Here is a 22553-nt window from a genome sequence, read left to right on the forward strand (position 1 = left end):
AGAGGTCGGCGAGCACCGGCGTGGACGGCCGCCGCATCAAACGACGAGACCCGCGATGAACACGACGAAGACGGCGACCGACCATGGCCGCGGGACCACGAGGCGCGCGGTGCTGCAGCGACTGGCGGCGACCTGCTGGGCCGGCCTCGCCGTGCAGCCGGCGCCGGAGCCGGCCGGGCGTCGCAGCTTCACGATCACGGCGCGCAAGTACGCGTTCGAGCCCGAGGTGATCGACGTGCGCCGCAACGACGTGGTGCGACTCACCATCACTTCCGCCGACATCGCCCACAGCTTCACCGTGGATGCCTATCGCATCCAGAAGCGCATCCCGCCGGGCGGCAGCGTCACGTTCGAGTTCCGCGCCGACGAGGTCGGTCGCTTCCCGTTCTACTGCAGCATGCGCGCCGACGAGGGCTGCCAGGAGATGCAGGGCGAGTTGATCGTGCGGTAGCGCACGCCAGCACAAGGGACAAGGGACGAGCGAACAGTCACAAGGGGGGCACGGGACGAGGGCCCCCCGGCCCCTTTCCCTCGCCCCTGATGACCCTCGTGACTGGTCCTCTTGGCCCTCGTCCCTGGAAGCCTTGTGACTGGTCCCCTCGTGACTGGTCCCCTCGTCTCTGGTCTCTCGTCTCTCGTCCCTGGTCCCTTGTAACCCTTGTGACTCGTCTCTCGTCTCTCGTCCCTGGTCCCTTGCAGCCCTTGTGACTCGTCCCTCGTCCCTCGTCACTTGTGCAGCGTGCTCTTCGCCGTCTCGAGGTACTGCGTCCAGTCGTAGCGGTTGATGTCGTGGCCGCCCGTGCGCACGTGATAGCGCACGCGCCGGCCCACGGGCGCATCGACCGGCGGCATCTCCGTCACGTCCCCCAGGCCGGTGCCGCCGAGGAACCGCCAGGCCGGGTCGGCCGCCAGGGTGGCGAGGAATTCGCCGCGGGGATCGGCCCATCGATCGTCGACCGCACTGGCGACGTGCAGCGCGCGTGGCGCGACCAGCGCGAGCAGCTGGTGCTGGTCGACGGGCATCTCGGCCTCGCGGCCAGCCCACGACGCGGCATTGCCGCAGAACCAGTGCGGGAAGCTCGACGTGATGCGGCCGATCGTCTCCCCGTAGATGCGGCGGCTCAGCGCCGCACCGGCGCACCCCGAGTCGTTGGACACGACCATCGCGAAGGCCTCGTCCTGCACCCCGGCCCAGAGCGCCGCCTTGCCCAGGCGGCTGTGCCCGATCACGATGGCCCGCGACGCATCGAGGCCAGGAACGCCGGTCGCGGCGGCGCGCATCTGCGACAGCCCCCATGCCCACATGCCGATCGCCCCCCACCGTTCGCGCACCGGGATGCGGTCCTGCAGGCCATCGGCCAGCGGCGCGATGCCGTCGCGGACCACGGCCGGGTCGTCGGGTGCGAAGTCGCCGTAGTACGCCGTCATCAGCGCGCAGTCCCGCTCGATGATCAGGTCGACCGGCCAGCGTCGCGCCATCGTGCCGCGCGACCGCTCCGTGGCGCGGTGTTGGACGATCCCGTTGGCCTCGCTCGCGCGCATCCAGCGCCGGTTGAGGACGATGCCCGGATCAGGATCGACCGCATGGTTGCCGTAGTAGTTCAGGCCGACGAACACGGGCACCCGTCGGCCGTGCGCGGGCCGGTAGACGAGCACGTCCACCGAGGCCTTCCCCACCCAGTCGAGCCGCAGTTGCTGCCGGAGGGCGCGGCCGTCGAGCACGGGCACCGGCGCATCGATGGCCGTCACCGTGCACGCGGCGAGCCCTCGCGGAGTGCGGCCGTACATCTGCGCCGCGAACGTGTCGAGCAGCTCCACGCGGCGGGCCTGCCAGTCGTCCCGACCTCGCAGCGGCCGGCCCGCGGCATCGACGAGCAGCGGCGGCAGCGTGTACGGCGGCACCTTCGCCTCGTCGTAGTTGGCGTCGTCCTGCGCGTGCAGTCGGGTGCCGAGCAGGGTGGCGAGCGTCGTGGCGGTGAAGGCGCGGCGGGTGATCATGACTCGGGGCTCAGGGCTCAGGGCTCAAGGCCCAGGGCCCAGGGCCCAAGGCCCAAGGCCCAAGGCCCAAGGCCCAGGGCCCAGAGAGCATAACGCGGGGCCGAGGTCGCACAGGTGACCGGCCGCCGGCTACGGGCGGCCCGCGGGATCGGTCGATTGCGCCGCGCGGCGCGCGGCGGCGATGCGCTGCGGGATCGGTGGATGCGTGAGGAAGAACGCACGGGTGAGCAGCGAGTCCTCCTCGCTGGCCAGGTTGCGCGCCCCCAGACGCGTGAGCACGCGCTCGAGCACCTCCGGGCGGCCGGTGAGGTCGAGGGCGAAGGCGTCGGCCTCGGCCTCGTGCAGCCGGGACTGGGCGAGCAGCCACGGGCGTGCGGCCAGCCAGGCCAGGCCCGCGCCCACCAGCATCCAGGCCACCGACGCCGGATCGGTGATGCCGCCCGTGCGGCCCACCCAGCGGGCCGGTCCCGCGGCGCCCGCCTGGGCGGCAAGCACCGCGAGCACCAGCACGGCGGCCTGCGCCCGCACCCGGGTCCACGTGTGGCCGTGGGCGTGGTGACCGAGCTCGTGCGCCACCACCACGTCCATCTCGTCGGGCGGGCATCCTGCGACCAGGGTGTCCGAGAGCAGCAGCCGTCGCGGCCCGAGCACGCCGACCAGCGCCGCGTTGGCGTGATCGCCCTGCTCGGCGAAGACCCACTCGTGCAGGCCAGCGAGGCGCAGCCCGGCCCGAGAGGCGAGGGCGTGCAGACGACCCGTGGTCGTCTCGTCGCTCATCGGCCGCACCCGCGGCGACAGCAGGATCAGCCACGGCGCCAACAGCATGACGGCCCCCGCCACGACGAGCAGCAACGCCGCCGTCGCCAGTCCGCCAAGCCACGGCGTGAACTGCGAGAGCGCGGCGAACACCCACCAGCCGAGTGCACCTCCTGCCACAGTGGCAAGACCGTGCCGAAGGCGCTCACGCGCGAGGTGGCGTGCCGACACCACGGGCAGGTTGTAGCGCGCCGCTAGTCCGCCCAGTCGGCGGTTGGCGAAGGGGGCGGCCGCCAACGCTGCGAGCGCCAGGCTGGCCGCGATGACCGCGGCAGCGGCCAGGCCCTGAAGCGGCCCGGGGAGCGGTGCAGCAGGCGCGAGGGCCGCGGCGCCCGTCACGCGGCGGGCGATGGCGACGGGAAGGGGGCTGCAGGCCATCGCGAGGAGCACCACGCCGGCTGCCGTCACCTCCAGCAGCCGGAGGCCGCGCTCGGCGCGGCGATAGCGAGTGCCCTTGTCTTCGTTCACGGGAAACCGGCGGCGGCCGCCAGGCGACGGCCCCGGCGGGGAGCCGCAACCTGACGCCCGCAGCCGCCTAGTGGGTCAGATCGAGCCGGAGCACCTTGGACACGCCCGGCTCCTCCATCGTCACCCCGTACAGGCGGTCGGCGATCTCCATCGTCTTGCGGTGGTGCGTGATGAGCACGAACTGCGTGTGGTCCTGCATGCTGCGCAGCATCTCCACGAACCGGCCGATGTTGGCGTCGTCGAGCGGCGCGTCGATCTCGTCGAGGAGGCAGAACGGGCTCGGGCGGTACTTGAAGATGCCGAACATCAACGCCATCGCGGTCAGGGCCTTCTCGCCGCCCGACAGCAGTTGCACGTTCTGCAGGCGCTTGCCGGGCGGCTGCGCGACGATGTCGATGCCGCTCTCGAGCACGTCCTCCTGATCGAGGAGCACGAGGCCGGCGCGCCCTCCCCCGAACAGCGTGGTGAACATCACTTCGAAGTTGGCGTTGACGGCCGCGAACGCCTCGGCGAACCGCTCGCGCGTCGTCTTGTCGATGCGCGCGATGGCCTCGCCCGTCGATGCGATGGCGTCGATGAGGTCCTTGCGCTGGCCCGTGAGGAACCCGTGGCGCTGCTCGAGCTCGTCGAACTGCTCGATGGCCATCATGTTGACGGCGCCGAGCGCCGCGATGCGCGCCTTGAGCCGCGTGATGGCCTGCTCGGCGCTGAGGACCGGTGGCGGCGGTTCGACGGCGGCCTCTGCGGCGGCATCGCTTGCCTCGCCGGCCGCACTGCCGGCCTCCGCCGACGCATCGGCGCTGTCGTCCTCGGCGCCGGCGCGCTCGGCCGCCGCGACGGAGGCGGCGCTGGGGAGCCCTTGCTCGTTGGCGAGCATCTCGGCCACGGCCGCGGCGACTTCCTCGAGGCTCTGGTCGAGCGCCTCACGGCAGGACTCGGCCAGGTGCCCCAGGTCCGCTTCCGCCGTCGCCCGGGCGATCTCGAGCGACGTGGCAAGCGAACGCACGTCGTCGAGGCCGCGCCTCGCCTCTCGCGCCGCCGCCTCGTGCTCGGCAAAGGCGCCCTGCACGGCCACCACCGCCTCGTCAGCCTCGACGACACGTCGCTTCAGATCGTCGAGCGCAGCGAGGTCGTCGTCGATGGCGGCGCGCAGCGCCGAGATCGAGCCTTCGAGGTTGGCCCGCCGGGCCACCGACGCGTCGACCTCGGCCTGCCGCGCCGCGATGCGCTGCAACAGATCGGCCGACGAGTCCTCGAGCCGACGGACGTCCTGCGCGAGGGCCGACGCGCGTTCGACCAGCGCCGCATGCGTGGCGCGCGCTTCTGCGGCCCGTCGGCCGATGGAGGCCTGACGCTCCCGCCCGTCGAGCAGGCGACGCTGCGCGTCGGCAAGTTCGTCGCTGAGTGACTGCTGCTCCACCTCGAGGTCCTCGATGGAGCGGCGCGCCTCCGCCTCGCGCGCCTCGAGCGCCGATCGCTCTTCCTGGGCGCGACGACGCTCGTTGTCGATGAGCTCCATGCGCCGCGCCACGCGGTCGCGCTCGTCGGAGGCGCGATTGACCTGCAGTTCGAGGCCGACGATCGATTTCTCGTGCGTCACCTGCTCGGAGGTCAGCACGGAGATCTCGCCGGCCACCCTGGCGATCACCGCCTCGGCGCCGGCCAGATCGCCGGCCAGCCGGTCGATGTCGGCGAGGGCCCCCTGCACCTGCTCGCGCAGGCCCTTGATTTCGGCCTTGGTGTGCAGAATCTGTCGGGCATCGGCCTTGCCGCCCCCGGACACGAGCTTGGCACCACGGTAGACGTCGCCCTGTGGCGTGACGACCGGTCCTGCGACATGGCGCGCGGCCTCGCGGGCCTGCGCCGCGGAGTCGGCCAGCCACGCGTCGCGCAGCACGGCGCGGACGTGCGCGGCGGCGGGGCCGTTCACGCGCACGACGTCGAGCAGCGGCCGCACGCCGGCGACCGGCGGCGCGGTCGGCTCGGCCGGCATCAGGTCGTCGGCCACCAGGAAGCCGACGCGGCCGGCGTCGCGTTCGCGTACGAGCGCCAGGCCCGCCTGCACGGAGGCGAGATCGGGCACCACGACGTGCTGGACGAGTTCGCCGAGGCAGGCGGCGACGGCGGTCTCGTACTCGCCGTCCACCTCCAGTGCATCGGCGACCGAACCGAGATGCGTGAAGCCGGCCGCGCCCGACGCCAGGAGCAGCCGGGCGCCCTCGCCGTACTCGGCGCGGGCCGCGTCGAGTTCCTCCAGGGACTTGAGGCGGGCCTGCAGACCCGAAAGCTCGCGCTCACGCGTCCGGAGATCACGCTCACGCCACTCGCGCTCGACGCGCGCCGCACCGAGCGCCGCGTCGGCCGCCACGCGGGCGTTCCGGACCTGCTCGAGGGCGGCCTGCGCCTCGCGCAGCGCGCTGCTGGCGCGCTCGCGTTCGGTGAGGGCGGCCTCCTGCTCCACCCGCAGGTCGTCGCTCTCGACCTCGAGGCGACCGAGCTCCTGCGCGATCCGGTCGCGCGCCTCGATGGCTCGCTCGATGGCGTTCCTGAGCGTGTTGACCTGCGTCATGCCCGCGTAGAGCTCGCTGCGGGCCTTCTCCACCGCCTGCTCGAGCGCCGCGATCTCGCCGGCGGCGCGCTGGACGGCGACGTCCTCTTCCTTCACCCGGGCGGCCGCCTCGTCGCGCTCGCGGTCGGCCTGCGCGCTGCCGGCGCGGCGCGCCTCGAGTTCGTCGTGCGCGGGGCCGATGCGCTCCTTGAGCCGCGCGATCTCGTCCTGCATCCCCACCAGGGCGACGCCGATCGTCTGCACCTGTTGCAGGTCGAACTCCAGCTGCTGCTGGCGACGGCCGCTCTCGAGTTCCTTGGCGTGGGCGGACTGGCGCGCTGCATTGGCGGCCGCGTCGGCTTCGGTGAGCTCGATGCGCAGGCGCTCGAGCGCCGCCTCGACCTCCGCCACGCGTCCCGCCAGGGCGGCCTCGTTGCCGCGCGCCTGCTCGAGCCGCTCGAGCGCCGAGGCCATCGACGCCTGCAGCGCCTGGTACTTCTGCCCGAACAGCAGCTTCTCCCACTGCCGCAGTTCCTCGCGCAGCGTCCGATAGCGACGCGCCTTCGAGGCCTGGCGCTTCAGCGAACCGCGCTGCTTCTCGAGCTCGAAGATGATGTCGTCGACGCGCGTCAGGTTCTGCTGCGCGGCCTCGAGCTTGAGTTCCGCCTGGCGGCGCCGCGACTTGTACTTGGTGACCCCGGCGGCCTCCTCGATCAACTGCCGGCGCTCGGTGGGCTTGGCCGCGAGAATCTGCCCGATCTTGCCCTGCTCGATGACCGCGTAGCCCTTCACGCCGAGGCCCGCGTCCATCAGCAGGTCCTGCACGTCGCGCAGGCGCACCACGCGGCCGTCCACGAGGTACTCGCTCTCGCCCGAGCGGTACAGGCGTCGTGCGACCTCCACGTCTCGCGCGATCACGACGTCTTCGGTGAGGGTCTCGGCCGACTCCTCGAGTTCCTGCGCCATCGTCTTCTTCTGCGGGTGATCCTCGAGCCCCACGCGCGAGATGACGCCGCTCATCTTGAGCTTCACTTCCGCCGTGTGCGTCGGCTTGCGGGCGTCGCTGCCGGCAAAGATCACGTCCTCCATCCGCTCGCCGCGCAGGCTCTTGGCGCTCTGCTCGCCGAGCACCCACGTGATGGCATCGACGACGTTGCTCTTGCCGCAGCCGTTGGGCCCGACGATGGCGGTCACGCCGAGGTCGAAGGCCAGGTCGGCGCGATCGGGGAAACTCTTGAAGCCGTTGATTTCGAGACGATTGAGGCGCATGGCTTTCGGGGCACGGGGCTGCCGCGTACGAGGCACCGCGGTACGCAGGTCGAACAGGCGACGGAGTCTAGCAGGCAACTACTAATTGGGGCAAGAGCCCACAGGACCCACTAGATCCTGCGCCAACCTGGCGAGAACAGACGATGGGCCGGCTGTTCCGCCGCCGCCCGGAGCGGAAGGGCCCGCCGCGCGGGCGGGCCCGGCCGGGGTGCGGTTACGGTGCCTGGCGCGAGGCCGTGGACGCCGCCTTGAGGTGGGGCAAGCGTGCCGCTTCCTCGAACTGCTGGAGCGCGAACTGGGCCTGCGGGTCGCGGGCGATCAGGTTGCGCCGGGCCTCCTCGACGCCGAACAGCGCGAGGTCGATGTCGTACTGGATCATCGCCCGGATGAACTGGTTGTCGGCCGTGAAGGCCGCCTCGTCGATGCGCACCTTGCGGGACTCGAGGTACGCCTTGAAGTCGGCGACCATGGCGTCGTCGACGGTGAACCCGCGGCTGACGGTGCGGGTCTGGCCGTTGCCCTTGATGCGGGTGTCGCCCTCGGCGGTATAGCGGCCGGCATAGTCGGCAAAGATCTGGCGGGCCCAGAGCGTGCGGCCGAACCGCGACGGGTTGAAGCCCTCCACCGGGCCGGCGATGTACTTGTCGGGCTGGATCCCGCCCCCGCCGTACACCTTGCGGCCGGCGTCGGTCAGCTTCAGGTTGGCCGGATCATGCGGTTCGTCGGCCTTCTGCTCACGCAGCGAGTAGGTGAGGTACTCGTCGAAGGTGCCGTCCCACGGCCGCTGGATCAGGCGCCCGCTCGGCGTGAAGTAGCGCGCGGTGGTCAGCGCGAGGCCGGCGCCCTCGCTGATGCGGTAGACCGACTGCACCAGCGCCTTGCCGAAGGTCTTCTCGCCGACGATGAGCGCGCGGTCGTGGTCCTGCAACGCGCCCGAGACGATCTCCGAGGCGCTCGCGCTGTTGCGGTTCACCAGCACGACGACCGGCATCGTGCCGAAGTCGCTGGCGTCGGAGGCGCGATAGTCCTGGTCGGAGTTGCGGGTGCGCCCGCGCGTGTAGACCACCATGTCGCCCTTGGGCAGGAAGCGGTCGGAGACCTTGATCGCCTGATCGAGCGGGCCGCCCGGGTTGTCGCGCAGGTCGAGCAGGAGGCGCTTCATGCCCTTCGCGCTGAGCGTCTCGAGGGCCTGTCCGAGGTCGCGGTCGGTCGTCTCCGAGAAGTCGTTCAGGCGGACATAGCCGGTCTCGGGGCCGATCATGAACACGCCCTTGAGGGTGGGGATGTTCACCTCGTCGCGTTCGACGGCCAGCTCGATCAGCTCGGTGTAGCCCTGCCGCCGCAGGCCCAGCTTGACCTGCGTGCCCTTGGGGCCGCGCAGTTGCTTGACGGCCTGGTCGCTGGTCCAGCCCTTGGTGTCCTGGCCTTCGATGCGGGCGATGACGTCGCCGCGGCGGATGCCCTTCTTGTACGCGGGGGAGCCTTCGAAGAGCGACATCACGGTGATGTCGCCGTCGATCGGGGAAATCGAGATGCCGAGGCCGTAGTAGCGGCCTTCCTGGCGCTCGCGCAACTGGGCGTAGGCGCGCGGGTCGAGGAAGCTCGAATGCGGATCGAGCGTCTGCAGCATGCCGGTGATGGCGCTGTAGACGAGTCGGTCCGACTCCACGTCCTCGACGTATTCCTGCTCCACGGCCGCCAGCGCCGCGGTGAACACGCGGTAGCGATCGGTGAGGGGGTCGGCCGTGGCCTGGGCACGGCGGCCGAGCACGCCGCCGACCAGCGCGGAGACGGCCACGGCGAACAGGACCGCCGGAAGCGCGCGGTTTTTCTGCATGTTGGCAGCGTATCACGCAGGTCGAGCCGCACCAACGTCGCGGCCGAGGATGACGCCGTTGTCATTTGACCCTCCCTCGACGGGGTTCCTATAATCGAGGGACGGTCCAAGCACTACCCGGATTGATCTAGGGTCGCTCCCCGGACCCCACTCAGGAGCGCAAGATGTTCGGTTCCCTCGGCATGCCGGAGTTGGTCATCATCTTCGTCATCGCCCTCATCGTGTTCGGCCCGCGCAAGCTGCCCGAGCTCGGCAAGTCCCTGGGCAAGAGCCTGGCGGAGTTCAAGCGCGCGTCGAACGAGTTGCGCAACTCGCTCGAGGAGGAGATCCGGGTCGAGGAGGAGAAGGAGAAGTCGGCCAGGGTGACGCCGGCTCCCGCGGCGCCGGTGGCGCCGGCGGTGGTGGCCGCCCCCGTGGCCGAGGCCACGCCGGCCCCCGCGATCGACCCCTACACGGGCGACGAGCTCTACGACCGCGCCCAGGACGAAGCGCGCCAGCCGGTGGCCGAGACGACGCCGCGCGGCGCCGACGTCTAACCCGGCTTCCGGCCCGACCTCCGCGGCATGTCCCTCTCTCCCGTCCCAGCCGTTCCGCCACCGCCCCGCCCGTTCGACGAGGACGAGGAGGACGAAGGTGTCGGCGGGAAGATGTCCTTCCTCGAGCACCTCGACGAACTGCGGCAGCGCCTGATCAAGGCGTTGCTGGCGGTGCTGGTGGGGTTCCTGGTCGCCATCGCGTTCATCAACCCCATCTTCGAGTTCGTGATGGCGCCCTTGCAGGCGATCCTGCCGTCGGGCGGCAAGCTCATCTATACGGAGCCGACCGAAGCCTTCATGCTCTACATGAAGATGGGCGCGCTGGTCGGGCTGATGATCGCGCTGCCGGTGGTGTTGTGGCAGATCTGGGCGTTCATCGCGCCCGGGCTGTACGCGCACGAGAAGCGGTTCGCCATCCCGTTCGTGCTGATGTCGACGGTGTTCTTCATCGGCGGCGCCCTCTTCTCGCACTACGTGGTGTTCCCGGCGATGTGGCGGTTCTTCGCCAGCTTCTCGACCGACACCGTGCAGTTCGCGCCGCGCATCGAGCCGGTCTTCTCGCTCTACGTCCGGATGGCCCTCGGAATGGGCGCGGTGTTCGAAATGCCGACGCTGATCATGTTCCTGGCCCGGGTGGGGCTGGTCACGCCCCGCTTCCTCATCCGGCACACCAAGTACGCCATCCTGATCATCTTCGTCGTCGCGGCGATCGTCACGCCCAGCCCCGACGTCGTGTCGCAGTTCCTCCTCGCGCTCCCGATGATCGTGCTGTACGCCTTCAGCATCATCGTCGCGTGGATCTTCCAGAAGCGGACCCCGCCGGCCGAGGCGTGATGGACCGGGGCGCCGAGGTGTGGCGCCCCGCGCTCCCTGGTCTGCCGCTCCCCAGGCGGTCCCATGTCGTGTCGTCGGGCGCCGTTTCGCCACGAGGCGCAAGCGTCTATCATCTTCGCGGCCGGGTTGGCGGCCATCTTGCAAGCGTCCAATGACGTGCGTCGACCCTGCAGGGACTCGTGTCGGTGGGGCAGTGTCCCGATAAACTTACCAATAGGTTTGACGGCCGCCGATGCGCGCCAGTAATATGCAGGGCAGCGCTATCTTGTACGAACGTTCGTTCAGCAGAAGGAAATTCGAGGACACGCACATGACACGCCTCTTCAGGGTAGGTCTCGCCGCCACGATGGGTCTGGCGATGGCTGCGCCTGCAGGGTTCGCGCAGCAGCAGGCGGGGCCGGCACCCGCGCCCGCCGCGAGCCTGGTGGTGACCGAAACCCGCACCGCCGCCCCGACATTCCAGGGCGACACGGGTCTGTGGTTCGTGCCGCTCGGCGAGGTGCTGCCGGCGGGACGGTGGTCGGCCAGCGCCTACTACACGAACTTCGACCGCCAGGAAGGTTTCACGAACATCGGCTTCTTCCCCCTGACCTTCGGGTATGGGGTGGGTGGACGAGCCGAGCTGTTCGCGTCGGTCTCGGCGGTGACGCGTATTGATCGCGACATCCGTCCGGTTTTCGTGCCCGGCAATGAAGCAGGCGGTCCCAACAACGAGTACCCGCTGGTGAAGCAGCCGTGGTCCGGGTCGACCTTCGGCGACATCTACGCTGGCGGCAAGGTGGCCCTGACCTCGCAGGCCAAGGGCGCGCCGGTGGCGATGGCCCTCAAGGCGATGGTCAAGCTGCCGACCGGCTCTGCCGACAAGGGCACGAGCTCTGGCCAGGCGGACTTCTTCCTCGACTACATCGTGAGCAAGGAAGTCAACGAGCGCGTCGACCTGTCGGGCTATGCCGGCGTGGCCGTGCGCGCCGACGCCGAGCGCACCAATCAGAGCAACGGCCTCCGCTACGGCTTCGGCCTCGGCTTCCCGACGCGGAGCGGCCTGAAGCTGACTGCCGAGCTGTTCGGCGAGTCGTACTTCGACGACACCCTCACCTCGAGCGGTCTCACCGCGTTCGACGGATCGACGAGCGCGGGCACCTGGGCCATCAAGAGCCCTCTCGACGCCGCGATTGGTGCCACGTACTTCAGCAGCAAGGGCTTCTTTGCCGGTGCCGGCGTCACCTACGCCCTGAAGCACGACTCGCGCAACGATCTGTACCGCTTCCAGGAGAACGAGGGCCTCGACAAGGTGTCGATGCAGTTCCGCATCGGCTACCACCCGGGCGTGGCGACCGCGTACGTGGCGCCGGCGCCCCCGCCGCCGCCCCCGCCGCCGCCGGCCGTGCAGGAGAATCGTCCGCCGACGGTGAAGGCCCGCTGCAACCCGTGCACGGTGGAGGTCGGCAAGAGCTCGACGATCACGGCTGACGCGAGCGATCCCGATGGCGATCCGCTCACCTACAAGTGGTCCTGCCCCGCCGGCACGGTGGCCCAGCCCAGCAACCGCGAGACGCTGTGGACGGCCCCGGCGCAGGAGGGTCCGGTGCCCTGCACGGTGACGGTGACCGACGGCAAGGGCGGCACGGTGACCGACACGGTGACCATCCAGGTGGTCAAGCCGGCCATCAAGGACTACACGTTCGAGGACGTCCACTTCGACTTCGACCGCTACACGCTGCGGCCGGAAGCCACTCGCATCCTCGACGAGGCGATCAAGGCGCTGACCGACAACCCCGAGCTGCGCATCGAGGTCGAGGGTCACACCTGCAACATCGGTACGGCGGAGTACAACCTCGCCCTCGGCGAGCGCCGCGCCTACTCGGTCCGCGACTACCTCGGCTCGCGCGGCATCGGTGCCAACCGCATCCGCACGGTGAGCTACGGTGAGGAGCGTCCGAAGCACGACAACAGCCGCGAGGAGACGCGCCGCCTCAACCGCCGCGCCGCCCTCACGGTCCGCGTGACGCAGTAAGTCTCGCCAACCGCTTCACACGAAGGGCCCGATTGGCACATGCCAGTCGGGCCCTTCGTGCTTCTGCTCTGGGCCTTCGTCCTTCGGCCGTCGGCAGTCCTGGGCGGAACAAGGCGACGGTCAAGCGTCAAGCGTTAGGCGTTAAGCGTTAGGCGTTAGAATCCCGCCGTGCCCTCCCGCCCCGGTCAGTCCAAGGCGCTGCTCGATGCCCTCCTCGACAGCGATGACCCGGTGGGTGTCGAAGCCACCATCGCCCGCCTGGCCATCGTCGGTCGCCCGGCGCTGCGACCCGTGATTCAGCGGCTCGCCCAGGTCGACGACATCCACCGTCCGAAGCTCCTCCGCGTGCTCGAGCGGATGGGCGACCCGTCGGCGCTGCCAACCATCACGCCGTACCTGTCACATCACGACCCCGACGTGGCGGTCGCAGCGGTCGACGCGATGGGCCCCCTGCTCGATGCGCCCGACGGCGACGTGGCGACCACGGCGCTCGATGCCCTGACCGTCACGCTGCTCGACGCCGCACGACCCGACGCCGTCCGCCTGCGGGCACTCGAAGCGATCACCAACGCCCAGGACACCACCGGCCAGTACGAGGCCGACGTCCTGGTGCCGCTGCGCAACCGGCTCAAACACGACCCGTCCGAGGCGCTGCGTGAGGCCGTGCGGCCAGGGTCGGCCGCCGGCCCTGGTGAAGGCGACGAACGCTCGGGAGAGGCCCTGCTCGAGGCGGCAGCTGCCGGAGAACTGCCCGCCGACACCGAGCACCTCCGGCAGTTGCTGACCTCGCACGGCGCAACCGCCCCGCTCACCGTGCTCAGCCGCCTCGTCGAACGCGTGCGTACCCACGAAGCCGTCGTGCCCGCCGAGCACGTCAACGCGTGGCGGGTGATCCGCGCGACGACGCATCAGGCCCTCGCGGCGCGTGGCAGTCGGCTGGCGGTCTACGACCTGCGGGAAACGCTCGAACTGTTGGGAGAGCAGACGCCGGTGGGCATGCTGTCGGCGCTGCAGCAGGTGGGCGACGCGGCCGCCCTGGAGAGCGTGGCCGACGCCTGGCAGGCGTCGGCCGACGCGTGGTTCCGCGGGCAGTTGGTGACGATTTTCCGCGCCATCGCCGCACGCGAGAAGCTCACCAGGCGCAGTGCCGCGGTCAAGAAGCTGGCCGCACGCCTGCCGGAGGCGTTCGCGGCCCTGTGGGGCTGAACGATCAGTACGCCTTCGCGAAGCAGGCCATGACCGTCGCGGGGCGCCCGGTGACAAAGCAGGCCTTGCCCTCGTACGACGGCGCGACGAACGGGTAGTTGCGGATGGTCGCCTGCGTCTCGGCCTTCACCTGCGCCTCGATCGCCGGGTCGTCGCACCACGGCGCGAACACGAAGCCCGGACGCGCGCCCGCCATCAGCGTCTTGAACTCGTCGTAGTTCTCCGTGTAGTGCGTGCGCTCCTCGCGCACCTGCTTCGCCTTCTCGAACAGCGACGCCTGAATGGACGCGAGCCAGCCCTGCACCTGCGCAACGAGCCCGTCCATCGGCACGAAGGCCTTCTCGCGGGTGTCGCGACGCGCCAGCACCACCTGCTGCTTCTCGATGTCCTTGGGCCCGATCTCGAGCCGCACCGGCACGCCGCGCATCTCCCAGTCGGCGAACTTCCAGCCCGGCGTGTAGGCGTCGCGGTCGTCGAGCATCACGCGCACGCCGGCGGCCACCAGCGCGTCCTTGATCTTCTGCGCGTGCGGCAGCACCGTCTCGCGCCAGTCGCCGCGCGGGATGGGGACGATCACCACCTGGTACGGCGCGATGTTGGGCGGCAGCACGAGGCCGCTGTCGTCGCCGTGCACCATGATCAGCCCGCCGATCAGGCGCGTCGACACGCCCCAGGACGTCGTCCACGCGTGCTGCTCGACCTTGTCACGCCCCTGGAACTTGATCTCGAAGGCCTTGGCGAAGTTCTGCCCGAGGTTGTGCGAGGTGCCGGCCTGCAGCGCACGGCCGTCGCCCATCAGCGCCTCGATCGAATACGTCTTCGAGGCGCCCGCGAACTTCTCGGCGTCGCTCTTGCGGCCCTCGATGACCGGCATCGCCAGCTCGGTCTCGACGAACTCCTTGTAGACGCCGAGGATCTTCAGCGTCTCCTCCTCGGCCTCGGCCTCGGTCTCGTGGACCGTGTGCCCTTCCTGCCAGAGGAACTCGGTGGTGCGCAGGAACGGGCGCGTGACCTTCTCCCAGCGGACGACGTTGGCCCACTGGTTGATCAGGATGGGGAGATCACGCCACGACTGCAGCCACTTGGCGTACATCGTGCCGATGATGACCTCGGAGGTCGGCCGGATCGCCAGCTTCTCCTCCAGCTTTTCCTTGCCGCCGTGCGTGACCCAGGCCACCTCGGGGGCGAAGCCCTCGACGTGCTCGGCTTCCTTCATCAGCAGACTCTCGGGGATGAAGAGCGGGAAGTAGGCGTTGACGTGACCGGTGGCCTTGAGCCGCGCGTCGAGCAGCTGCTGGATGCGCTCCCAGATGGCGTAGCCGTACGGGCGGATCGTCATGCACCCCTTGAGCCCCGGGGTGTAGTCGGCCAGTTCCGCGCGCAGCACCACGTCGAGGTACCAGCGCGAGTAGTCCTCCGCCTGCGAGGTGATCGCCGTGACGAACGCGTCGCCCTTGGCGCCGCCCTTGCCCTGTTGTGCCTGCCCCTTGCCCTGCTGCTCGCTCATGATCCTCGTCAATCCGCTCTGCGCTGCAGCACGTCGCTGCAGTGATGGCCCCACGTGTCGTCCCGTCGCTCCGGGAAGTCGGTCCGGTAGTGGCCGCCCCGGCTCTCCTCCCGCCGCAGCGCCGCGCGGCCCATCAGCCACGCCACCGTGACCAGGCTGCGCATCTGCGCGGCCGCCAATCCTTCGCCCGGCGCCGCGAAGCGCGCCGCCCAGGCCCGCCCGAAGTAGGACTCGGCCTCGCGCAGCCCCTCGGGCGTGCGGACCAGGCCGAGATCCCGCCAGGCTCGCGCACGGACCACCGCCGCATCGAGTCCCTCGGGCCACGCGCCACCCGCGGCGGGCATCGGCTGATCGCACACCACGAGGCGATCGGAGTTCCACGCGTCCCGCGCCCGGGGCCTCTCGCCCATCACTGCGCCGGCACGCGCGCCGAAGACCAGGCCCTCGAGCAGCGAGTTGCTCGCGAGCCGATTGGCGCCGTGCACACCCGTGCACGCCACTTCCCCGGCCGCATACAGGCCGGGCACCGACGTCCGCCCGTCGAGATCGGTGACCACGCCGCCCATCACGTAGTGGACCGCCGGGCTCACCGGAATGGGGTCGCGCGCGAGATCGAGCCCGACCTCGCGGCAGGCGTCCGAAATCTGCGGGAACCGCCCGTGGACGTCGAGCCCGGTCAGGTGGGCCAGCGACAGGTAGACGGGCGCTGCCGTGCGCTGGGACTCGCGCACGATCGCCCGCGCGACGCGATCACGAGGCGCGAGTTCGGCGGCCGCCTCGTAGCGGGTCATGAACGCCTCGCCATGCACGTTCAGCAGGCGGGCCCCCTCGCCGCGCAGGGCCTCCGACAGCAGGAAGCGCGCGCGCCCCGGCACGTCGAGCACCGTCGGGTGGAACTGCACGAACTCGAGGTCGGCCACTTCCGCGCCGGCCTCGAACGCCATCGCCATGCCGTCGCCGGTGATCACGGCCGGGTTGGTGGTCTGCGAGAACACGTGCCCGGCCCCGCCCGTCGCGAGCAACGTCGCCGCGGCGCGCGTCTCGTGCCGCATGCCGTCGGCGTCGTGCCACGCGGCGCCCACGCACCGCCCGCCCTCGACGATCAGGTCGCTGACGATGGCGTGATCGACGAGGGTGATCGCCGGCGCGGCTGCCACCTGTGCATGCAGGACGCGGCTGATCTCCCGACCGGTCGCATCCTCGGCGTGGAACACGCGACGCACGCTGTGCGCCGCCTCGCGCGTCGGCGATGGTCGGCCGTCCGGGAGCCGGTCGAAGGCGGCTCCCCACGCGAGCAGTTCCTCGACGTAGGCCGGACCGGCCTCCACCAGCATCCGCACGGCGCCGGGCTCGCACAGCCCGTCGCCCGCCGCCAGCGTGTCCTCGTAGTGCAGCGACGGCGAGTCATCGTCGCCCAGCGCCGCGGCGATGCCGCCCTGCGCCCAGACGGTGCTGCCCTGCCCGGGGTCGCCCTTGGTGAGGATGCAGACACGCCCCCGACTCGCCAGCGCCAATGCTGCGCGGAGCGCCGCGATGCCGCTGCCGAGGACGAGGAAATCGGGTGTGGTGGTCACCAGTGGGGTGTCAGCTCCTGTCCGTGCGGCCCGCATCCCCGCCGGGACCCTGCTATCCTACCATCCGCCTTCGCCGAGGCTTCGGCGGACAGGCCCCTGTTTCGGGCCGGATTTCTGCTCCGCGGCCACGCCCGTGTGCCAGCCCCCGTCGCGATGGCAGGCACGCGGCGGTTCTCGTCCGATTCGCCCATGACTCCCACAGTTCTCGAGGTGCACACCCGGTCGACGCAGGTGTCGCGCATCCTCATCGCCCCCGGCCTTCTCGGCACGCTCGACGCCCTCGTGCGCGAAGCCTGTCCCGGCGCGTCCCGCCTCGTCGTCGTCTCGAGCCCGACCGTGTGGCGACTGCACGGCGCGACGGTGCGTGAGGGGCTCGGCCTCGCTGCCGAGGACGAGCCGGTGCTCGTCAACGACGGCGAGAAGGCCAAGACGATGGCCACGCTGGGCAAGGTGCACGACGCGCTCGTCACGCGCGGCATCGACCGCAAGGCGGTGCTGGTGGTGGTCGGCGGCGGGGTGATCGGCGACCTGGCGGGCTTTGCCGCGGCCAGCTATCTCCGCGGCATCCGCCTGGTGCACGTACCGACGACGGTGGTCGCCCAGACCGACAGCGCCATCGGAGGCAAGGTGGGCGTGAACCACCGGCTCGGGAAGAACCTGCTCGGCGCCTTCCACCAACCGGCGCTCGTGGCCGTGGACCCGGTGGTGCTGGGCACCCTGAGCCGGCGCGAGCTCAGGGCCGGCCTCTACGAGGTGGTCAAGTACGGCGTGATCGCGTCGGCGCCGCTGTTTGCCCGGTGCCAGCAGACGATGGATGCGCTGCTCGACGGGCAGCCCGACGCCCTGCTGCCGGTGATCACCGAGTGCTGCGCCATCAAGGCCGACGTGGTCACCAAGGACGAGCGCGAGGACGGGCTGCGCAAGATCCTCAACTTCGGCCACACGATCGGCCACGCGCTCGAGGCCGTGACGCAGTACCGGCTCCTGCGCCACGGGGAAGCGGTCGCCTACGGAATGAAGGCCGCGTCGGCCATCGCGGTCGCCAGGGGCACCTGGCCGCGTGAGGCGCACGACGCGCTGATCGCGCTGCTCGAGGCGATGGGACCGCTGCCGGCCATCACGCACCTCGATGCCGACGACGTCCTCGAGGCGACCAGGCGCGACAAGAAGGTCGTCGCCGGGACGTTGCACTTCGTCCTGCCGACGCGCATCGGCGAGACGACGATCGCCACCGACGTCGACGAGGCGCAGGTGAGGGTGGGCCTGACGGCGCTCGGTCTGTAATCTGAACCTGGAAATTCGAAATGCTCGTGCGCCGGCTGCGCCTGGCGCGGCGAAGACCGAAGGCCCAAGCCGCCTGAAGTTTCACATTTCCAAGCTCGAATTACCGGGGCGCGAGCTTGAAGTCGCGGATCCGCGCCAGCAGCAATCGCGGCGGGATCTGCAGGGCCGCGGAGGCCTTCGCGTGATCCCAGCGAGCGTCCTCGAGCGCCTGCGCGATCTTGCGGCGCTCCACCTCCATCAGCACGCGACGTGACGCCTCGGGCAGGGTGCCCGACAGGTCGATCTCGTCCCACGGATCGCGCGGCGGCGCCGGGTGCGCCTCGCGCACGATCTCCCCCGCGCCGAGGTTCAGCTGCTGCGCGTGGATGGTGTCGCCCTCGGCGAGGATCACCGCGCGCTCGATGCAGTTCTGCAGCTCACGGACGTTGCCCGGCCAGGCGTGCCGCTCGAGCGCCTCGATGGCTGTCGTCGAGAGGTGCGGCGGCCGCTTGTTCTGCTCTCGCGCGAACCGCTCGACGAAGTGCCGCGCGAGGATCGGCACGTCGGTGGGGCGATCCCGCAACGGCGGGATGGTGATCGGGAACACCGACAGGCGGAAGAAGAGGTCCTCGCGGAAGGTGCGCGCGGCGACCGCGGCGCGCAGGTCGCGATTGGTCGCGGCGACCAGGCGCACGTCGACGTGCAGCGTCGTGTTGCTGCCGACCCGCTCGAAGCTGCGTTCCTCGAGCACGCGCAGCACCTTGGCCTGCAGGTTGACCGGCATCTCGCCGATCTCGTCGAGGAACAGCGTGCCGCCGTGCGCGACCTCGAACTTGCCGGGCTTGCGAGCATTGGCGCCCGTGAAGGCGCCCTTCTCGTGGCCGAACAACTCCGACTCGAGCAGCGTCTCTGGGATGGCCGCGCAGTTGATCGCGACGAACGGGCCATCGGCCCTGTCGCTGTGGGCGTGCAAGGCACGCGCGAACAGTTCCTTGCCGGTTCCACTCTCGCCGCCGAGGAGGACGGTGGTCTCGGTGGGCGCGACGCGACGCAGGCTCTTGAGCACCTCGAGCAGCAACGGGTGCTCGCCGATGATGGTCGGCGCGCCGTGCCGCGATCCGAGCGCCTCCTTCAGCAGCAGGTTCTCGGTGACCAGGCGACGCTGCTCGATGGCGCGGCTGACCATGAGCACGAGGTGCTCGTGGTCGACGGGCTTGGGCAGGTAGTCGAGGGCGCCCTCCCGCACGGCGGTGACGGCTTCCTCGATGGCCCCATACCCGGTCATCAGGATCACCGGCAGCGCGGGATCGAGTTCCTTGGCGGCGCGCAGCACGCCGAGGCCGTCGCCGGTGGGCAACCGGAGGTCCGACAGCACCAGCGAGGGCCGATGCAGACGCAACGCGTCGACCGCCGCCGGCTCGTCGGCGGCCTCGACGACGTGGTAGCCGTGCCGCGACAGCACGGTCGCGAGCACGTAGCGGAGGTCGTCGTTGTCGTCGACGAGGAGGACGTCGGGCGTTTCGCGCGTCGAGGCAGACATCTGGGGACAGACGAATCCGACGGGAGACGGGCGGTCCAGCCTTCCCTCGGCCGTGAGTCGGTCAGTCTACTGGATCCACGCCGACGGGACGCCTGCCGCGCGCGCCTCCCGCTGGAAGGCCTCGTGCGCCGCGGTGGCCTCCGCGAGCCTCTCCTCGGCCTTGGCCACTTGCGCCCTCAGGTCGGCGCGTTCGGCGGACGCACGCGCCGCGATGTCGGGATTGGCCGCCTGCGACTCGAGCGACAAACGGTCGCCGAGCGCCTTGAGCTGACGCACTTGCGTGCGGGCCTCCGACAAGGCGCCGTTGATGGCGGCCGCGCGGCTGCGCCAGCCGTCCTCGTCGTCTGCCGGCGCAGCCTTCCCCTTCGTGTCCGCTGCGGCGGCCGCGGTGGCCTTCGCCTTCGCCTCGTCGGTCGTCGAGGCCGACTCCCGTCCCCTGGCGGCCTCGGCCAGTTCGGAGCCAGCCTCCGGTGCCGGGGCTGCAGGCGCACCCGCCGGGGCCAGGACCGCTGACGGCGGCAGGTCGGCGTTGGTCAACACCTTGCCCGAGGTCTTGATCTGCTCGCGCCGGGCGGCCTCCTGCCGAGCCACGTCACCGAGTGATTGCGCGTCGACCTGATGGGCCGTCGCCCCGATCCACAAGCAGGCCAGCAGGCCCGCGCCTCGTGCAGTCATCGAATGCCTCCTCACTTCCCGCGCGGCCGACCGTGCCGCAGACAGGCGTCCTCCGGATGATCGGCCGGCGCACCCGGAAACTTGACCCGGTCAGTACTGACCGCTCCGCCAGGCGAGCAACGTGACCGGCGCGCCCGACGCCGAGCGCGCGATGGTGACCACCTGACTCGAACGGGCCCCGCCGCGGCCCGCCACCACGCCCAGCACCCGGATCCGCTGGTTCGTGTCGATCCATGGTGCGCCATCTCCCTCCACGTCGTCTCCTACCCAGATACCGACCGACGGCGTCGTGCCGGCCCTCGGCCAGGCGACGAGCACCCCGGCAGCGTGACATTGCCAGGCGAGGCGCCAGCGAGGCGTGTCGACGCCCCAGCGGCTCGCCGCGTCCTCGATCGCCTGCACGCGGCTGGTCTCTGCCGCCGCGTCCAGGCCGACGAGGGGGCCCGGGGCATCGGCACAGGAAAGCGGCAGCGCCAGCGCGTCGACCCGCGACCAGTCGGGCACGCGGCCGAGAGCCAGCGCCGCCAGTTGAACCGCGGCCTCGGCGAGGCGCGCCGCCTCGCGTTCGTCGGCCAGCGTGCGGGTCATGTCCCGGTCGACGCGCGTGTGTCCGATGAGCCAGCCGGTCACGCTGACCAGGCACGCCATCAGGAGGAGCGCGGCCGGCAGCGCTGCGCCGGCCTCACTGCCCCCAGGCGAGATTGGGCAACACCGTGAACGTCTCGACCTCGACATCGCGCACCTCCTGCGCCGGGTGACGAGCCTGCCCGGGCACTGCGAACCAGGCGGGACTGCGGCCCCGCACCCCAGCGCCGGCTGCCTGCACGCGCCACGCAAGGCGCACCGCACGCAGCCGCAACAGGTCGGCGTCGAAGCGCCAGGTCCCGGCGCCGCACCAGGGACCATCGGTGAGATCGGCAGGCGTGAGTTCCACCGGAGGCCCGGGCACGGCCCCGAGCAGGCCCAGCCGCGGCGTGCCATCAGCGGCGACGGCGCACGTCTCGACGCCAGGCACCGACGGCCACCGCGGTGGCGCCGCCGTTCCGTAGTACCGCACGCGCAGCGCCACCACGTCGTCGGTGACGGGCTGACTGGGGGCCGCGTCGTCGGCGCGACGCAGCTGGCGGCGCGGGCCGTCGAACAGGAAGGCAGACACCTGCACCACCACCAGCGTCGCCGGCGCCGGTACCGCCTGCTCGACGGTCGTCGCGAGCCTCACGAGCAGCCCGGTCGCGTCGGCCACCGAGGCCATCGCCATGGCGCCTGTGCGTGAGGCGAGCAGCACGGTATCGCCGCGCCGGAACCCGCATGTGGGATGGGTGCCGCAGGCGGGGTGCCACGCCAGCGGCACCAGGTCGGCGCCAGGCGCGATGGAACCGATGACCGGCGCCTGCGCCGCACCGGCGGGCACCGTCAGCCACGACAACCGGTCGCCCCAGGCCGAGCCCGGTGGGTCGGCCGTGCCGAGCAGGCGGCGCGGCCACACCGCGGGCACCGCGTGCGACAGCGGCCCCTCGCCGAGCAGGTCGGCGCCGGCGCCGGCGGGTGCCAGCGCCGCGTCGATGAGGGCGTCGGTCGCGCGCGCCCGCTGCTGCAGGTCCGTGGCTTCGGGCACCGTCCGCACGACGTCGAACATCGGCGGCAACGCCGCCACCACGGTCGCCATCGCTGCCAGCACCAGGGCGAGCGCCACGAGCATGTCCAGCAGCGTGAACCCGCCGCGTGCCCCGCCGCGCGCGCTCACGACGGTCCTCCTCCCCACGGGCACTGCAGGCCTCCCGCGAACGCCTCGTCGATCGACGATGGGACGCTCACGCGGACCCAGACCTCGACACAGCCTTCCGGTCCCGTGACCAGGCCCCACTGGCGGAGGTAGCGCCCTGCCGGCCCCGGCACCGGCCCCTCCCCGTCCCATCGCCCGCGGTCGTCGAGCCAGTCACTGGCACCCGGCGTGGGCGCCTCGAGCGCGCCGATGCCGGTCTCCCGCAAGCCGGTGCCTCCTTCGGCGAACACGTCGCCGCCACCGAGGTGCGCTGCCTCGTCACGCACGATGCCTGCCGGCAGCCGCAGGTGCGTGAGCGCGCCGATCTCGGCAAGCCGCCGCCCGGCCAGCAGCGACATGAGCACGTCGCGGCGGGCGCGGCTGGTCGCCACACGGGCCGTCGCGACGATGGGCAGCAATCCGGTGAGCAACACGATGAGGAGTCCCGAGGCGATCACCGCCTCGAGGAGCGCGCCGCCGCGGGCGACGGAAGCGCGTTCACGGGCACCAGAGCGTGTCGAGGCAAGACGACGCGGGGGCGGACGCATGCCGCCTGAAGTGGCAAGGCGGAGGCCATGACGGGCGTCGACGTTTCTGGCCGCATTCGGCAAGGCGGCGGGACGGCCGTCGCAGGGATCGCGCACCTGCGCACCCGCGGCCGTGGCAAAGCCTGCGATCCCGTCAGCGCGAGCGAGTCTGGAGCAGC

The 22553-nt window shown here is 71.1% G+C and carries 17 protein-coding genes; 6 read left to right on the forward strand and 11 right to left on the reverse strand.

What is annotated here, in order from left to right:
- The first annotated feature begins 55 nt into the window (after window positions 1-55).
- Entirely contained in the window at window positions 56-451 is a 396-nt protein-coding gene (locus TBR22_RS18710; RefSeq protein ID WP_239489364.1) for a cupredoxin domain-containing protein, read from the forward strand.
- 275 nt (window positions 452-726) lie between these two features.
- On the opposite strand, the gene TBR22_RS18715 is transcribed toward TBR22_RS18710, so the two are convergent.
- The 4 genes from TBR22_RS18715 to TBR22_RS18730 form a co-directional block, all read right to left on the reverse strand.
- Window positions 727-1998 carry a hypothetical protein gene (locus tag TBR22_RS18715; RefSeq protein ID WP_239489365.1) on the reverse strand — a complete coding sequence of 424 codons (1272 nt, stop codon included), beginning with the start codon at window positions 1996-1998 and terminating at the stop codon, window positions 727-729.
- A 129-nt stretch (window positions 1999-2127) separates the two neighbouring features.
- Window positions 2128-3282 (reverse strand): M48 family metallopeptidase, encoded by a 1155-nt coding sequence (locus TBR22_RS18720; protein ID WP_239489366.1) that lies wholly within the window; start codon window positions 3280-3282, stop codon window positions 2128-2130.
- 67 nt (window positions 3283-3349) lie between these two features.
- Window positions 3350-7099 carry a chromosome segregation protein SMC gene (smc, locus tag TBR22_RS18725; protein WP_239489367.1) on the reverse strand — a complete coding sequence of 1250 codons (3750 nt, stop codon included), beginning with the start codon at window positions 7097-7099 and terminating at the stop codon, window positions 3350-3352.
- A 214-nt stretch (window positions 7100-7313) separates the two neighbouring features.
- Window positions 7314-8936: a S41 family peptidase gene (locus TBR22_RS18730; protein WP_239489368.1), complete on the reverse strand. Its 1623-nt coding sequence runs from the start codon at window positions 8934-8936 to the stop codon at window positions 7314-7316.
- A gap of 164 nt (window positions 8937-9100) precedes the next feature.
- Here TBR22_RS18730 and TBR22_RS26820 point away from each other — a divergent pair, with 164 nt between their 5' ends.
- The 4 genes from TBR22_RS26820 to TBR22_RS18750 all read left to right on the forward strand — a co-directional run bounded on the left by TBR22_RS26820 (window position 9101) and on the right by TBR22_RS18750 (window position 13526).
- The gene (locus TBR22_RS26820) at window positions 9101-9472 is read left to right on the forward strand and encodes a TatA/E family twin arginine-targeting protein translocase (RefSeq protein ID WP_305068742.1); all 372 of its coding nucleotides are present in this window, start codon (window positions 9101-9103) and stop codon (window positions 9470-9472) included.
- A gap of 27 nt (window positions 9473-9499) precedes the next feature.
- Entirely contained in the window at window positions 9500-10306 is an 807-nt protein-coding gene (tatC, locus tag TBR22_RS18740) for a twin-arginine translocase subunit TatC (RefSeq protein WP_239489369.1), read from the forward strand.
- A gap of 310 nt (window positions 10307-10616) precedes the next feature.
- Window positions 10617-12320 (forward strand): OmpA family protein, encoded by a 1704-nt coding sequence (locus TBR22_RS18745; protein WP_239489370.1) that lies wholly within the window; start codon window positions 10617-10619, stop codon window positions 12318-12320.
- Between the two features lie 168 nt (window positions 12321-12488).
- Window positions 12489-13526 (forward strand): HEAT repeat domain-containing protein, encoded by a 1038-nt coding sequence (locus TBR22_RS18750; RefSeq protein ID WP_239489371.1) that lies wholly within the window; start codon window positions 12489-12491, stop codon window positions 13524-13526.
- A 4-nt stretch (window positions 13527-13530) separates the two neighbouring features.
- Here TBR22_RS18750 and proS read toward each other — a convergent pair whose 3' ends face one another.
- On the reverse strand, window positions 13531-15033 hold the full coding sequence (gene proS / locus TBR22_RS18755) for a proline--tRNA ligase (protein ID WP_239489372.1): 1503 nt from the start codon (window positions 15031-15033) through the stop codon (window positions 13531-13533).
- 8 nt (window positions 15034-15041) lie between these two features.
- Complete coding sequence (nadB, locus tag TBR22_RS18760; protein ID WP_239489373.1) at window positions 15042-16607, reverse strand: L-aspartate oxidase; 1566 nt, start codon at window positions 16605-16607, stop codon at window positions 15042-15044.
- 189 nt (window positions 16608-16796) lie between these two features.
- On the opposite strand from nadB, the gene aroB reads away from it, so the two are divergent.
- Window positions 16797-17891, forward strand: a complete 1095-nt coding sequence (gene aroB / locus TBR22_RS18765) for a 3-dehydroquinate synthase (RefSeq protein WP_239489374.1) — start codon at window positions 16797-16799, stop codon at window positions 17889-17891.
- A gap of 100 nt (window positions 17892-17991) precedes the next feature.
- Here the strand turns inward: aroB and TBR22_RS18770 are convergent, their stop codons facing one another.
- From TBR22_RS18770 to TBR22_RS18790, 5 genes are all read right to left on the reverse strand, one after another.
- Window positions 17992-19410 carry a sigma-54 dependent transcriptional regulator gene (locus tag TBR22_RS18770; RefSeq protein ID WP_239489375.1) on the reverse strand — a complete coding sequence of 473 codons (1419 nt, stop codon included), beginning with the start codon at window positions 19408-19410 and terminating at the stop codon, window positions 17992-17994.
- A gap of 66 nt (window positions 19411-19476) precedes the next feature.
- Window positions 19477-20085 carry a hypothetical protein gene (locus TBR22_RS18775; protein ID WP_239489376.1) on the reverse strand — a complete coding sequence of 203 codons (609 nt, stop codon included), beginning with the start codon at window positions 20083-20085 and terminating at the stop codon, window positions 19477-19479.
- Window positions 20086-20175: 90 nt separating this feature from the next.
- Window positions 20176-20733, reverse strand: coding sequence for a hypothetical protein (locus tag TBR22_RS18780; protein ID WP_239489377.1), 558 nt, complete (start codon window positions 20731-20733; stop codon window positions 20176-20178).
- Between the two features lie 34 nt (window positions 20734-20767).
- The gene (locus TBR22_RS18785; RefSeq protein ID WP_239489378.1) at window positions 20768-21829 is read right to left on the reverse strand and encodes a hypothetical protein; all 1062 of its coding nucleotides are present in this window, start codon (window positions 21827-21829) and stop codon (window positions 20768-20770) included.
- Complete coding sequence (locus tag TBR22_RS18790) at window positions 21826-22395, reverse strand: hypothetical protein (protein ID WP_239489379.1); 570 nt, start codon at window positions 22393-22395, stop codon at window positions 21826-21828. Before TBR22_RS18790 ends, TBR22_RS18785 begins: the two co-directional genes overlap by 4 nt.
- Window positions 22396-22553: the final 158 nt, after the last annotated feature.

It is taken from the genome of Luteitalea sp. TBR-22 (assembly GCF_016865485.1).
GTDB lineage: Bacteria > Acidobacteriota > Vicinamibacteria > Vicinamibacterales > Vicinamibacteraceae > Luteitalea.